Below are 13,757 nucleotides of genomic sequence, written 5' to 3' on the forward strand. Positions count from 1 at the left end.
CTTCATCACCGCCAATTTTCAGATCGCAGACGGCCCGGCTGCCGACGAGATCGTCGTGGCCATCGGTGCTGCGGACGGCGGCTGGGTCGGCATGCGTCAGGAAGGCAGTCGCCGATTGACGGGAACAATTTAGCGAACAGTAAATTCAACGGTCTTCTGGTAGGAGGCAAAAGTGTCCCAGCGAAGCGTCGACAAAGACCGATTGGAGCGCGCAGACCGCGAGGCAAAAGTTGCTAACGCGGCCGAGAGAGAGGCGCGTTATTTGAAAACTGCGCGACTTCGAGAACAACGCCTTGCTGCCGAAGCCAAGGGTCCCCAGGCTTCGAAGAAAGGCCGATCCAGGAGCTAAGGCGCTAAGGCGCTTAGCCGCCGAGGCTGGCCGTGAGACAGCGACGCCCTTCTGATGGAACATACACCACGCTAATAGATCTGGCGCGCCGGGGCACGCGACGATCCCGGCACATCCTTACTGGGGCGCCCGCCGCTGCCGTGAAGGGAGGCCGCTTCTTTACATTTCGGCCGGCGCAAGACGCGTGAGCGAGGGCAACATCATGAATCCCGAAAAGCCCAGCATTCATGCGCCATCCGCCGAGCTGCTCGCTGCCATGGCTAATGAAAAGCGCCTTCTCGCTCTAATGATTCTTGCTGACGGAGAAATATCCGTTTCTGATCTGGCGCCGCGACTGGGGCTTAGCAACTCAGCACTCTCCCAGCATCTCGGCATGATGCGAGAATCTGGTCTGGTCACCCGGAGGCAGGAGCGCCATAAAGCGTATTACTCGTGCACAGATCTTGCCCTGAAAGTCCTTGAGCTCCTGGACTGGCTTGTTGAGCGGAAAACTCTGCCTGGCCGCGACCATCATCCATAAAGCCCGGACCTTTGGAAGGTTGCGATGTCGCGACTTCAAGGCTCGTCACCGGATTGTGGAGATTTGTAAGCTTCGACCCCGCCGCCAGGCGATGGCGGCGGGGTTGGATGGTTCGTTCAGTCGTAAACCTTGATGATTTTTCGGGTGCCCGGGTCCACCAGCACCGTGCGGTTGTCGACCACAACGTAGCGATATTTGACGTTGGGGACCTCATGGATCTCAACCGTTTCCGGCAGGGCTGTCCCGACATTCAGTTCCACGCCGGGGAGCTTGACCGACGCCAGGGGCTGCTTCTTCACATATTCGCGGATGACGGTGTCCTGTTCCGGCTGGATGATGATGTCGTCCGCGGCGGCTGAGCCGATCCCAGCCAATAGCAACATCGCTGCTGCGGTGTTCTTTAGAAGCATGTTCATATCTGCACTCCTGTAGGGACGGGCGCAACACGATCATCGTCCCGCGCCGCCCGGCAAGTTGAACATGGAGCCGCCCTAAACGTTCCGCCCTAGGTACTTAGGTCTAGTCCCCTTGGGACCTAAGTCTGGTTCTGGAAACCGCATTGGTCCTGTCAGCGGCAGCGGCTGGAACGCTTGGCTTCCGCGGCTGTTGTCTCTCGAATTTGGAAGAATGCAGATGGATAAAGTGTGGACCAAGCACGCTGGTTATTCGCGGCTGTTCCCTTTCTCGTGATGGCACTCGTTCTAAGCTGGCATGTGGTGGATCGGCGCAGCAACGTCCCTTCCGACGCCGAACGCCTGTATCTTTAACCTGCAGTAGGTGACCTGATGTTGCGCGACAAGGAGAGTCGGATCTTAGAGGCAGGCCTGCTGGCGGCGGTGCCTGTTTGTGTGGCGATTACCGCACTGGTCGCCTTGATGACCTTGGCCAGCATATGAATCGGTTCCTTTTCGCAGCCTCCGACTTCCTATCTCGGCCGCCAGGCTTCTATGTCATGCTCGTGGCAATGGTTTTGTGCACCGCCCTGGTGCCTTTTGGACTGACAAATGCGGTCACCTATGCCCTGTCGGTTGCCGCCATCGTGATCACCGGTGTTGTCCTTTTACAAGGCTATCGCGATACCGCCGCCATTCACGCAAAACTCGACGAGATCATCGTTTCACTGAACGAAACCAGGAACGACGTTGTCGGATTGGAGCATGCCGAGCCGGACGAGATCAGGGAGAAGCTTGTAAAACTCGAAGAAGAAGCGTCCCGAACAGTCGGGGCTGCCAGGCGCGAACTTTCGAAAGCAACAGGAGAGAGATCATGAACAATCTCATTTGGCTCGTTGGTGCGGTGGTCGTCGTCTTGGCGATTTTGAGTTTTTTTGGTCTTCGGTAGGCGACGAGCATTTCCGCCGACAACCTGAAGGATCAGGGGGAACTACACTTGGCGTCGCAAATTGCTTTCATGAATGACAATCAGCCGCCCCCCGACAAGTTGATATCCGAGCCACCGCCAGATTGGCAGGGCGTGTTTTTTGCCACCGCTGCCCTCGTCTCGTCCTTATGCGCCCTGCTGCTGGCATTTCGGATGTCTGTTTGATCGCTGTCGGAGGGGCCATTGTCCTATAAAGAGCCAAAAAGGTTTGGCATCAGCTTTGACAAGTTGGGGCGGATGAAGCCCGCCGCTTCGCAAATGGGGCGGCGGGCTTTCATAAGCTAACCCTCAGAAACGAGCCTTGCCCGGCAATTTACTTGGCGAAGGTCACGCATGTCGACCGGCTGACGCCGCCGGGATGCCTGGGTAAGCGCAATCTGTGGCGCTACCGACGTCTTTCCGTCGTGTGGTGATCTTCTGGTCGGCCGTCCCGTCTGCTTCAGGCTCTTTGCCGGCAAGCAAACCGAACTCACCGTTGGATTTTCCCGCCATCAGGTCCCCTCTGCGAGCAATGGCAACTCTTCGATCGGTCTGGGGTTCCTGGACAATCTGGGATCGGTGTCACTCCGCCCAGCTCGTGACGGCGGGAATGGCGCCCCGAAAATATCCGACATTTACCAAGGCTCGGAACAAAGATGGCGCCGGGAGATTGGAGTTCATCGTCCTCCTCAACCAAGGAACCTAAGCATGAGAACCAAACTACGCATGGCATCGCTGTCGATCGCGACCGCAATGACCGCTGTACTGCCTGCCTTGTCAGCAGAGACGGCCCAGGACTTCGTCACGAAGGCCGCGATCGGCGGGATGTTCGAAGTGCAGTCCAGCAAGGTCGCTCAAAGCAAGCTCCAGGATCCGACCCTTAAGGATTTCGCTCAGAAGATGATCTCCGACCACGGTGCTGCGAACGCCAAACTCGAGAGTATTGCCGGCGAACAAAAATTGCAGGTGCCCGCCGACCTCGACTCTGCCCACAAGAGCGACGTCGACAAGTTGCAGTCAGCCGCGGCGCCAGTCGATGCAACCTATGCCGACATGCAGAAGAGGGCGCATGCCGATGCTGTAAGCATGTTTGAAAGCTACGCCAAGGACGGCGACAATTCCGCTCTCAAGTCGTTTGCAAGCGAGACGTTGCCGACACTCAAGATGCATCAGGAGATGGTTGGCAAGGTCGCGGCTGCCGCTCCTGCCCCCGACAGTTCCGCGCCAGCCGCGTCCGATGCGGCCGCCACAAATTCTGTGGCACCGGTGCCTGGCGCCAACAGCTTCACCGAGGACCAGGCCAAGAGCGCCATCGAAAAGGCGGGCTACTCGGACGTCTCCGCCCTGACGAAGGATGACAAGGGCATCTGGCGTGGAACGGCGAGCAAGGACGGCAAAGCAGCACCCATCGCCCTCGACTTTCAAGGCAACGTCGTTGCCGGCAAGAATTGATCACCAACCAAGGACAAATCAGATGAAAACCGTAACAGGCCTCTTCGACAATTACGATCAAGCAAGCGACGCTGTGGGCGAGCTTGAAGCCACGGGCGTTCCGCACGACGATATTAGCATCGTGGCGGGTAATTCGGGCGGCCGGCTTACGGGCGAAGCGTCGGAGGCTGGCGAGGATGCGGCAGCAGGGGCTGGTGTCGGCGCCGTTGTCGGCGGGGCCGGCGGCCTGCTCACCGGCCTTGGCCTGATGGCCATACCTGGTCTCGGCCCCGTGGTTGCCGCGGGCTGGCTGGCAGCGACTGCGGTCGGCGCTGTCGGCGGTGCCGTGGTCGGTGGCGCAGCGGGCGGCATCATCGGCGCGATGACAGAGTCCGGTGTGCCGGAAAGCGACGCACATGTTTATGCCGAAGGCGTTCGGCGCGGGGGAACAATGGTTATAGCCAGGGTCGAAGACGACCTTGTCCCCGACGCGGAACAGATACTGAAGCAATATAATTCCGTCGACATAGCCCATCGGCGAACCGAATACGAAGCAGGCGGTTGGACCGGCTTCGATCCAACGGATGAAGTCTACACAGGTGATGACCTGGAAAGCGCCAGAGGTCGTCGCAACGTGTGAGATGAAATGAATGGGCGGCTAACAGCCGCCCTCGTCCTTCCTGCGCGATGTGCAACGCTGGTATCTCAGGTAGCACCAAGGTCGAATGGTCGTCGCGACGACTTGCAGTTCACCAGGGCCCTGCCGCTGAGCAACACACGACTTGTGATGCTGATCGCAGCCCGAAAGGGCCTCGTATTCTCGAAGAAAGAGTTATCGGCCTGTCGTCATTACGAAGGTGAACCGGCTTTTCCTAGGTGAGAAACGACGTCAATACTCCGCCAAGCCCCTGACAATCTCGCTGCGGTGTATAGTCCATGGCCTAAGGTTTGTTTGCTGGCTTTCCCTTTGCCCCGATAGAGCGGCCGGAACACAGTTTCTGTTGCCGCGGGCGGGACGAGAGGGGAACTGCTGGCGACACTGACCGCAGGTTGGCCAGCCCGCGTCAGGCTTGCGCGGCGACCTCATTCACGATTGTGGTGTCGTGTGGGATTTCCAAGAAGGCATCCGAATATCGGATGTCAGTTCATTGGCCAGACGATCATAAGCATCGGCACAGCAACAATGACTACGAGGAAAGACAGGGGAAGTCCCAGACGCGGATAGTCGCTGAAGCGGTAGCCACCCGGCCCCATGACAAGCGTGTTGCACTGGTGTCCGATCGGGGTGAGAAAATCACAGCCGGCGCCAATGGCGACAGCCATCAAAAACGGTTCGGGCCTGTAGCCCAGATCACTAGCAAATTCGGCGGCGATAGGCGCCATGACAAGGACGGTGGCGGCATTGTTGAGGAATGGCGTAACGGCCATGGCGGCGACAAGGATGAGCGTCAGTGCGCCGGACGCCGGAAGGAGGGTCCCCAGTCTAGCAAGCTCGCCGGCAACTACTCCCGTAGCTCCTGTACTGCGTAGTGAATCGCTCACTGGAATGAGAACGGCGAGCATGACGAGGATAGGCCCATCGAGCGATTGGTAAACATCGCGGAGCGGAATGACCTTGAAAAGCACAATCGCGACCGCGGCCGCGAAAAAAGCGACGGACACTGGCAGCAGCCCAAACGCCGTCGCCACCATGGCGAGAGCAAGGACCACTACCGGCACGATACCCTTGCGGACGCTACCAAGAAGGATAGCCCTTTCTGCCAGCGGTAAGCAGCCGAGTTCACGAAGTATCTCGGGCATCCTCGCTGCACTGCCCCGCAAGACGACAACGTCCCCGAGCCTCAGCTCGACTGCGGCCAGCCTGCGGTCGAGGCGCTCCCCACGACGGCTGACGGCCAGGAGGTTGACGTTGAAGCGATCGTAAAGGGCAAGGCGCTGGGCGGTCCAGCCGATCAAAGAGGAGCTTTCACCGATTACGGCTTCGATAGCGACCATCTCGTTGGTGGTGTCGTCACCACCGCCCCTATCCCCGGTCACGCTGAGCCTGCCCTGGGAGACAAGGCGATCCAGCGCTTCTGGGTCGCCCTCGAGCAACAGGATGTCATCCACCTTGAGGACCACGTCGGGCAGTGGCGTCATCCGCATCGTGCGATTGCGCAGGATCGACGTCACGATTGCATCGCCCCCGGCGAGCTTCATGAGGTCTGCGACGGTTTTCCCGAGCACCGTGGAGTCGGCGACAATTCGAGCCTCTGTAAGGTAATTCTTGATGTCGAGGGCTTCATTCAGTGACCCGCCATGCTTTTCGCGCACCGGCAACAACCAATAGAAAAACAGCAGGAAGATCGTTCCGGCAGCGGCTATGGCAGCTCCAACAGGTGTGAAGTCGAACATTGTGAAGGCGGTTCCGATCAGCTCCTCTCGCACTCGGGACACTACGATGTTGGGTGATGTTCCCACCTGCGTCATTAGTCCGCCGAGCAGTGACCCGAATGCCATGGGCATCAAGAATATCGAGGGTGAAATGTTAGACCGGCGCGCGAACTGGAAGGCGATCGGAATCATGATAGCGAGCGCCCCGATATTCTTTACAAAGGCAGAGAGGATCGTGACCACGATCACCAGCAGCGCCAGTTGCGACCGAACTCCCGATAATTTCGGAGCAAAGCGCTTGATCGCTGCCTCCATGATACCCGAGCGTGCTATCCCTGCGCTCACCAGCAGAGCACTGCCGACAATAATCACGATATCGTCGCTGAACCCGCTGAAGGCTTCGTCAAAAGGCACAATGCCAACCGCGACAGCAAGCAACAGTGCCACAGCCGCGACCAGATCATATCGATAGCGACCCCACACGAACGCTGCCATCATCACGAAGGTTACGGCAAATGACAAAATTTGCGGCGTAGTCATGTCTTCGAATGCCCCGGCCCGCCAGTGCGACTAATGAGAACGGCCAAACCGCCCCTTTTGTTGCTTCGCTCATTGCTGCGCCAAAGCGGTCCGGCGGCGTTTGGCCAGGAGCGGATCGGCAGCGTTTAGAAACGGATTTTACGAAGCGGTCTTCGGACTTTGACAGACATCGATGTGCCCCGACCAATCCGACGCTTCAGCCCCAAACCAGGAAGGCCCGAGCCGAGATCAAAAAGCATGCGCTTGCCTCATGTCGAGTCCACCTGGAAAATCGCCCGGACACCACGGATCGGGCGGCGTGCGGAGATCTTTTTCTCACCTGAAGTGCCACAGCAACACCCCCGATATGCAGGGAGGGTGCCTCTGGTGCCTGACCCGTGTGCGAGCAGTTTTCTTCGCTACATTCGATTCTCAGGAAGCTTGAATCACGCGGCCTCTCTTTTGTTTTCGTAGCTGACAGGAGCCCCCTCGAAAGCCAGATCACTCCCGCGAGCCCAGTTCTTCTCAGCATCGATCAGCTCATTCTCCCCAGTCAAGCCGTTCAGAAACAGCCTGAGTACGTGCGCAGCTGTCCGTTCTCCGGCCCGCGAAGCAACAGGTACGCCGCGCTGTTCGCAGACCGTCGCACAAACACGGGCAAGCATCACAATATCGCTCGGTTCCAAAAATCGACCTGGATACAACATACCGTCCTCTGTTGGAAAGCCTCGTGAGCCTTTGATTACGCGAGGTCACCGGCAGCAACAATCAACTATGATAGTCTGCACCTCGACTGGGTCAGTAAATTTGAGCGGCCCTTCAGACGATCAGCATTGCGCCCCTCCGGATCGGAAGGACGGGGCTATCAGGTGGGTTTTCCCGGCAGGTCGATCCGATTCGAATCGCGTGGGCTTGGGAAATGCGCACGGTCGCAGGTTTAAGGCAAGTTGGCCGGTGAAATGCCATGTCGGCATTTCGGGCACCTCGAATTGAAGCCTGATTTGCAGGAGCTGGAATCGCTTGATGGCGAAGATTGCGCAAATCAGATCGAGGCGCGCGCCATCGCCCGGTGAAAGGGACCTCGACGAGTTGCCGCGTAAACGTTTGGAGGCCTGACCGTCGCTCATCCCCTCTGCCAAAGCAGGGAACAAGATCCTGTTTGCAATGTTGGGCGAAATGCCAATTTCTTCCCCCGGTCATGAATTCGACGTGGCTATAGTCGGCGGCGGCCCCGCAGGACTTGCGGCAGGCATGTATCTGGCCAGATTCCTGCATTCGGTGATCGTGGTAGACGCCGGCGACGCACGAGCCAAGCTCATTCCAAAATCGCATAACTGTCCTGGCTTCCCGGACGGCGTAGGCGGGTCAGAGTTGCTCGGCCGTCTCAAAGCCCAGGCACAGAGATACGGTGCAGGCGTAGTGGACGGTCGTGTAGCGGGCGCCAAGAAGCGCGACGGGACCTTTGTGCTGACGACCACCTTCGGGACCATCCGAGCAAAGCGCGTGGTTCTTGCAACCGGGATCGTGGACAAGGCCCCGGCAATAGAAGGGCTGGAGGAGGCCGTCGCGGCCGGCACTGTCCGACTGTGTCCGGTCTGCGACGCCTATGAGGCCGTGGGCAAGCGCATTGGCGTCGTCGGCCCAGAGCATCTGGCGCTCAAGGAAGCCCTGTTTTTGAAGGAGTACAGCGGTCAGGTTACCTTGCTCGCCAACTATCCGGAGGATATTTCCGATGCCGCCCGCGGCATGGCCTCGGCAGGCGCCATCGAAATCTGGGACACCGTCGAGGATCTTGTTGCTCGAGCAACCGGGTTCGGCGTTGTCATGGCCGACGGTGCGCCAATGCGGGAATTGGATGTGGTGTACCCCGCAATGGGGTCTGATGTGCGCTCTGAACTTGCCGCCGCACTCGGTGCAGAGTGTGACGCGCAAGGATATGTTCTGGTCAGCCGACACCTCGAAACGTCGACTGCGGGTCTCTATGCCATTGGAGACGTGGCTGAGGGTCTCAATCAAATTGCCGTTGCGTTTGGCCATGCCGCCACCGCAGCAACACATATCCACAATGCACTTCAGTCTAGACCGGAAAGCTGACCGGCCACCCTAGCACAGGGCGCGCGCCATAACGCTCCAGGTCAGTGCGCTTCGAAGGACGCTTCAGATCCGCTCACCGGTGGCCGGCCTCGGGCGCGAAACGTTCAAATCAATTTTGTCCGGCAGGTCTGGCCAGGCATTTTTGATAGCGGTGGTTGTCATTCGATGGACAGGCGGGATGATGACCATCCGGACGTGTCGTTCAGGCCAGAGCGGGTTCCCGAAAATCAGAAAAACGACTGCTACCAGGACACTGACCAACCCCGCTGCAAACACGTTCGCGATGATCTCACCAGGCTGCATACACTCTCCATGAATGAGTACCCGCCACGCCAAGCGAGCCGTGGCGGGTAAACAACCAACCGACGATGAAGGGACGATGATCGACGGTCACATTCCAAATGTGGAAAAGGCTTCCTTGTTTCATAGGTCAGACCTTTGCGATTCCATGTCGGGCTTTGGTCGGGCCCAGACACGGTAGAGTGCTTGCAATGAGGTGTGTAGCAGCGCCAGCGCGAAGGCCCGTCATCAGCAACAAACCAGGTTGCCTGGATCCGCAACATATTTAGTGGGTCCGCCCCCACTTGCGGGTAGAGGCGGACCCGGGCGAGGCTTGGGGACCTCGACCGGCAGCGGGGGACGCTGCCGCTCTTCCAACCTGCCGTGGCATATCAGGTTCCGCTGATTAACAAAAAGCCGGCCACCGCGAAGTGGTGGCGGGCAGGTTCTGGAGTGTGCTGGGACCAACCAGCATAGGTCAACGAGCCGCAACAGGGTTGGTTGCGATAGCGGGCGGACGCCGGCCAACCCTCAGCGCTCGCTTCAGGCGCCCACTGCTTGCCCCCCTCGTCCCAGTGCCGGCCTATTGCCTGACGCATGCATCGCTGAGACATCGCTCGTGACGACCGTCCCCCGCGCGGGAATTGCTCGATCTTTCGATCGTCGATAGATCGAAGGAACATTTTAGACGTATCGAATGTTCAAATCCTATGGACAGCCGAACCCAACTTTCACCAGCTCAATCGAGAGCAGCACGCGCCCTGCTGAACTGGCCGCGAGTACGGCTTGCCGCAAAAGCGAGCGTTAGCGAAATGACGATCAGAGATTTTGAGAACGGTATTCGAAATCCGCGTCCCCACAAGATCGCGGCCATGCGTCAGGCGTTTGAGAACGCGGGAATTGCTTTCACCTTCGAAGGCGCTCCATCGCTAGCCCGCCCTGAAGGGCATAGCAGTCTCTCCACCACCAATAGAATGTGGCGCAGCCGGCAGAGACAAGCATAACGATAAAGGTCCTTGAGCCTCGTATTAGCAATCCACTTGACCCACAGCCCACCTAAAGGCGCGAGCCAAGAAACCGGTCAAGCCGGTGAGGCGTCGTTGCTGTATGCATCGTTTGAACATTACTTCCGATACGCTCCTGACTTCTTCATTGACCTCGTCAGGCTTGGTACCGGCATCACCGGCGGCTGGTCCGCAAGGTCGCTGGCAGCCATGGGGGGAGCCGGTTCTGGAAACGGCAGATGGCTCGCGATCCAATCGTCGAGGAACCTGCGGCCGCGAGCATCATCCGGTCAAACCAGGATCGTAGTGGAGATGGCATCGTGCATCGTGCCATAGAGGCTGTCGATGGGCTGGCGGAAGCGTCCATGCAGTCACGATGCTTTCAGCTCATCGAACCTCGGGCGCCAAAGAGTGTTCCGTTGGTTTTTGCTGAAATGGCGGGAACTTTTTCCTCCGGCGGTGATTTTCGTCGCCATGACAAAACTGTCTGACCTTGGACCTCGCATCCCTCGCAACGGGGGTAATTGCATTCGCGAAAAGGACCGCTTCTACGCGTGTCCATCTTGCGGCCAGAAAGTCGATCAGACCGATTTGCGGCAAGTCATGTGGCACGAACGGCCTGGCCACGAGCCGCTGGAGCCGGAAGACAGCGCGACGATAATCAAGTTCCCGGAGCCCCGGAAATAGCGATCAGTCGCATGTGATCCGCCGTCCATCGAGGCAGCGGGCGCGACTTCCCCCCCTCGCAAAAATTAAAGGAACAAAGGTCAGATCTCGCAGTTGTGCGATCACCTGGGAGGGAACGATGTTGCATCACGAAATCGGCACTGTTTCGGACTGGTCGAAGTTGGTGGCGGACGATCCTCTCATCGCCGCCGATATCGCCCAGCGTCTTTCTGTGCTAGCGTGCAATGACAAGTCTACCGCTGCCCACGTCCAGTCGCCCAGCGCCGTGAGATTTCGAGGTTCCGACCTCACCAGCCTCGCAGCACCCACCGAGTATCCGCGGCCGATTGTGCTTCTAGCGACGATCTGTGGGTCGACGGTCGTGGGTATAACGCTGCTTCTGGCGGCGGCAGTTTGAGCCACGGGACCTGATGCCGCTCCCCCAGACACTGTCTTCGATTGAGATGACGCTCGAATGTCCGGCATGCGGAACGGCTTTCATCAAACCGGGGCGTTGGTTCATCGCTGCCGCCCACTATCGGTGCGAAGGTTGCCAGCGTTTACACCGCCTTACCTATCCAGAAAAGGTGGAATTGTTCGACAGATATACCAAGCGTCTGACGACAGTCTCGCAGCGAGGGACAACGAGGCCGCGCGAGTGCCCCAGCTTACAAGGCAACGACAAGGCCAGTGACGCTCCACCGGGACGGGAAGGGTAACCGACGAGGCAGCGGAAGAGTGTTCGCCTGCCAGCACGTCCGACTGATGCTTGGTTCGATTACTCGTTTTCTGACCATCTCGTTGACGCGCGGAATTTCGTTCATAAAACCGAAGAGGTTCGTTTGGGCCTGGCTTCACGTTTAGGACGGCGTCCCGTAGCGGCCGCCACATGAACGAGCGGCCTTCATCCGCTGCAAAGCACCTTGCCGCAGCGCACAGTTACGATGGCCGAGATGCAATGATAAAGATAGCCGAGGCGTTGATGAGAGCATCGACACCGATAGACATGCCAAACGTCGGCATGCCGCGATGGTCTGTAGCACTCGCCATCCTGCACGATGCGGAGGGTGGCGCTTCCAGCATGTGGAACATATCGAAAGCCGCTGTGTTCTGGGCGCCAAAGGAGATTGCGATGATCCGTTGGTTAGTCAGAATCGGCGCCTTATATGCGGCATACAAACTCGGCGAAGCTGCCGGGCGCAGTGAGCAGGAGGTCATTCCTCTCCCGCCCTCCGACCGGCAACGGCAGCCAGGTAGGCAGGAGCGGACCGACCTCGGCGTCGAGCCATCCTAAAAACGCAGGTCGCTGGCCGCAGGCCGGTTCTTCAGCGAATAAGCTCGTCCCATGACAGGCGTGTGACGCCAACGCTCTGTGCGAAGGACGGGGCGCGGCGCTGAGCTTCGGGATGTTCGGTCCATCGATTGATGCACAGCGAAGACCCGTCATTGATCAGCAATGGCGGGTCTTGCTTTGAGACCACTTGGCCCGGCGTTGTAAGCCAAGCTGCCACCCAAACTTTGATTCGCGACACAGGTTCCCAGCTTGGCCAAATAATGCCGGTGGCGTCATCACCACACAAAGGCCCGCCGCTGAACGGACCAGGCGGCGACGGGGCGCACCAGACCGCTTGGCTGTGCAGGGCAAGCTGCATACCGAACATCGATCTTTTCATCAGGTTCCAGCGCCGTGGTTCGGACCGGAGGAGGCCGGTTCTGGTAAGGCAGCGTCCAGGTCGCCGACAGGCACCACACGAACATCTATCCCAAAAATTGCGATCGCATCGGGAGGACTTCGAAACTGTCGCCAACTTCAGGCACCGATGATGGGAAGCGACGCTGCGCGTGTCCGGCCAAAGTCGCTATAATGTCCAAGGTTGCATCCCAACAAAAAAGCCCGCCACCTTTCGGCGGCGGGCAGTCTCACAGGGGGAAAACACACTGAACGGGAACAGTGCCCCCTTCGAAGCTCGTTGATGCGAGAATGTTCCAGCGCGTCCGCCAGAATAGTTGAAAGCTCACATGGGAGATCGCATGCTCTATGGGATGCGATTTTCAAACTGGCCACACAAACTGGCTATGGTCGCCTCTGGAACGACGTTCTCTGCCGTACGGCGTTCCTTGAGAGCCCGCCTAGCTGCCCCTTGATCTGACTGTTTCAATCGCTCTTTGTCTGACGACGGTTCCCTCATGGGTCGTCTCTCCAGGCTCGGCTCCGTCCCCAACCATCTCCGCCAGCCGGCTGAGGAAGTCCACCAAAGCAGCTTGCGGCTCGTCGATTTCGCCGACGACGACCGAAATGCCCCAACGTCCAAGCACGGCCTCCTCCACAGGGTTTCGGCTGGTCATGAAGATGAACGACGGCGGGCGATCTTTCTCATAGCCGGACCGATGCCACGTCTGCCAGAGACGGTGCAGCAACAACCGAATGTTTGGGTCGGAAAGGCTATAGCCAATGAAGAGGATCGTGCTGCCGAGTGCATCCGAGCGAAAACGCACGTCCAGCGGAGAATTGAAGGAGAGACGATCAAGGTAGTCCGTTTCGGTGAGGACGAGGGAAGAATCCTCGTCGAAATCACCATGGAATTTGACGATGTGGGTAACGCCTTGGCGGGCCTGCGCTACATCGCGTGCATTGGCCACTTTCACGTAGTCCCGACCGTATATTTCATAAGCCAGTTCCAGGTTACGGTCATAATTGGTTGTGTATATGACAGGGAAATCGAGCTTCACGATGAGACGATGCAACTCGGATTTCTCGATCCGGTCCTTGGGGACAGACCAATTTCGGTCCATCCAACTGCGAAGTGGCCCGATGCTGCCATGCTTGATCCGATAGTACTCGGCCAGGGTTTGAAAACGATCGCGTCGCATGGAAAATTCGTCGTCGACACCGAGCTCCTTTGCCATTCGCTCTATAAGCTTCTCCCAAGAAGGGAGTCCAACACTGATCGACACCCCGGCCCCAACAAACAGAATTGCGCTGCGGTGGTGAATTGCGTTGGCGAGCGAATCTACAGGGTCATCGTTCATGGCCAAGGCTTTCGAGGCCACGCGCGCAGGCAGACCCTAAAGGCGCTTGTTGTTTCGGTTGTCGATCTTGGAATGCAGCCAACCATCTGGAACCGCACGGCTCATGGCAGCCGCATTGTGGTTCGCTGCTCGC

12 protein-coding genes and 1 pseudogene are annotated in these 13,757 nt (G+C 58.5%); 10 read left to right on the top strand and 3 right to left on the bottom strand.

The genetic code is table 11. The features are described from left to right. Both EN990_RS25255 and EN990_RS25260 read left to right on the top strand, forming a co-directional pair. Positions 1-133, top strand: a pseudogene (locus EN990_RS25255) (amino acid synthesis family protein); the annotation flags it as partial. 400 nt (positions 134-533) lie between these two features. Next, positions 534-869 (top strand): metalloregulator ArsR/SmtB family transcription factor, encoded by a 336-nt coding sequence (locus EN990_RS25260; RefSeq protein ID WP_245441379.1) that lies wholly within the window; start codon positions 534-536, stop codon positions 867-869. A gap of 116 nt (positions 870-985) precedes the next feature. Here EN990_RS25260 and EN990_RS25265 read toward each other — a convergent pair whose 3' ends face one another. Next, entirely contained in the window at positions 986-1,285 is a 300-nt protein-coding gene (locus EN990_RS25265) for a DUF1236 domain-containing protein (RefSeq protein ID WP_013525105.1), read from the bottom strand. Positions 1,286-1,761: 476 nt separating this feature from the next. Here EN990_RS25265 and EN990_RS25275 point away from each other — a divergent pair, with 476 nt between their 5' ends. From EN990_RS25275 to EN990_RS25285, 3 genes are all read left to right on the top strand, one after another. Then, positions 1,762-2,139, top strand: coding sequence for a low affinity iron permease family protein (locus EN990_RS25275; RefSeq protein ID WP_063170791.1), 378 nt, complete (start codon positions 1,762-1,764; stop codon positions 2,137-2,139). A 797-nt stretch (positions 2,140-2,936) separates the two neighbouring features. Next, positions 2,937-3,680, top strand: a complete 744-nt coding sequence (locus EN990_RS25280) for a DUF4142 domain-containing protein (protein ID WP_127369009.1) — start codon at positions 2,937-2,939, stop codon at positions 3,678-3,680. A 22-nt stretch (positions 3,681-3,702) separates the two neighbouring features. After that, a complete protein-coding gene (locus EN990_RS25285; RefSeq protein WP_013525101.1) occupies positions 3,703-4,299 on the top strand; it encodes a hypothetical protein in 597 nt (198 codons plus the stop codon). A 500-nt stretch (positions 4,300-4,799) separates the two neighbouring features. Here the strand turns inward: EN990_RS25285 and EN990_RS25290 are convergent, their stop codons facing one another. After that, positions 4,800-6,572: an SLC13 family permease gene (locus EN990_RS25290; protein ID WP_024504640.1), complete on the bottom strand. Its 1,773-nt coding sequence runs from the start codon at positions 6,570-6,572 to the stop codon at positions 4,800-4,802. 1,155 nt (positions 6,573-7,727) lie between these two features. On the opposite strand from EN990_RS25290, the gene EN990_RS25300 reads away from it, so the two are divergent. The 5 genes from EN990_RS25300 to EN990_RS35565 all read left to right on the top strand — a co-directional run bounded on the left by EN990_RS25300 (position 7,728) and on the right by EN990_RS35565 (position 11,888). After that, on the top strand, positions 7,728-8,645 hold the full coding sequence (locus EN990_RS25300; protein ID WP_127369010.1) for an NAD(P)/FAD-dependent oxidoreductase: 918 nt from the start codon (positions 7,728-7,730) through the stop codon (positions 8,643-8,645). Positions 8,646-9,634: 989 nt separating this feature from the next. Next, entirely contained in the window at positions 9,635-9,928 is a 294-nt protein-coding gene (locus EN990_RS25310) for a helix-turn-helix transcriptional regulator (RefSeq protein ID WP_127369011.1), read from the top strand. Positions 9,929-10,167: 239 nt separating this feature from the next. After that, positions 10,168-10,419 (top strand): hypothetical protein, encoded by a 252-nt coding sequence (locus EN990_RS35560; RefSeq protein WP_164753952.1) that lies wholly within the window; start codon positions 10,168-10,170, stop codon positions 10,417-10,419. A gap of 314 nt (positions 10,420-10,733) precedes the next feature. After that, the gene (locus tag EN990_RS25320) at positions 10,734-11,012 is read left to right on the top strand and encodes a hypothetical protein (RefSeq protein ID WP_027161857.1); all 279 of its coding nucleotides are present in this window, start codon (positions 10,734-10,736) and stop codon (positions 11,010-11,012) included. A gap of 540 nt (positions 11,013-11,552) precedes the next feature. Continuing rightward, complete coding sequence (locus tag EN990_RS35565) at positions 11,553-11,888, top strand: hypothetical protein (protein WP_164754015.1); 336 nt, start codon at positions 11,553-11,555, stop codon at positions 11,886-11,888. Positions 11,889-12,724: 836 nt separating this feature from the next. On the opposite strand, the gene EN990_RS25335 is transcribed toward EN990_RS35565, so the two are convergent. Continuing rightward, complete coding sequence (locus EN990_RS25335; RefSeq protein ID WP_013525092.1) at positions 12,725-13,624, bottom strand: SIR2 family protein; 900 nt, start codon at positions 13,622-13,624, stop codon at positions 12,725-12,727. Between the last annotated feature and the right edge of the window lie 133 nt (positions 13,625-13,757).

The organism is Mesorhizobium sp. M7A.F.Ca.US.005.03.1.1, from assembly GCF_003997975.1.
GTDB lineage: Bacteria > Pseudomonadota > Alphaproteobacteria > Rhizobiales > Rhizobiaceae > Mesorhizobium > Mesorhizobium ciceri.

Bases quoted from the DNA above. Each gene is read 5' to 3' on its own strand.
- EN990_RS25265 (WP_013525105.1), bottom strand. From the start codon at position 1,285: ATGAACATGCTTCTAAAGAACACCGCAGCAGCGATGTTGCTATTGGCT.
- EN990_RS25275 (WP_063170791.1), top strand. From the start codon at position 1,762: ATGAATCGGTTCCTTTTCGCAGCCTCCGACTTCCTATCTCGGCCGCCA.
- EN990_RS25280 (WP_127369009.1), top strand. From the start codon at position 2,937: ATGAGAACCAAACTACGCATGGCATCGCTGTCGATCGCGACCGCAATG.
- EN990_RS25285 (WP_013525101.1), top strand. From the start codon at position 3,703: ATGAAAACCGTAACAGGCCTCTTCGACAATTACGATCAAGCAAGCGAC.
- EN990_RS25290 (WP_024504640.1), bottom strand. From the start codon at position 6,572: ATGACTACGCCGCAAATTTTGTCATTTGCCGTAACCTTCGTGATGATG.
- EN990_RS25300 (WP_127369010.1), top strand. From the start codon at position 7,728: ATGCCAATTTCTTCCCCCGGTCATGAATTCGACGTGGCTATAGTCGGC.
- EN990_RS25310 (WP_127369011.1), top strand. From the start codon at position 9,635: ATGGACAGCCGAACCCAACTTTCACCAGCTCAATCGAGAGCAGCACGC.
- EN990_RS35560 (WP_164753952.1), top strand. From the start codon at position 10,168: ATGGCTCGCGATCCAATCGTCGAGGAACCTGCGGCCGCGAGCATCATC.
- EN990_RS25320 (WP_027161857.1), top strand. From the start codon at position 10,734: ATGTTGCATCACGAAATCGGCACTGTTTCGGACTGGTCGAAGTTGGTG.
- EN990_RS35565 (WP_164754015.1), top strand. From the start codon at position 11,553: ATGATAAAGATAGCCGAGGCGTTGATGAGAGCATCGACACCGATAGAC.
- EN990_RS25335 (WP_013525092.1), bottom strand. From the start codon at position 13,624: ATGAACGATGACCCTGTAGATTCGCTCGCCAACGCAATTCACCACCGC.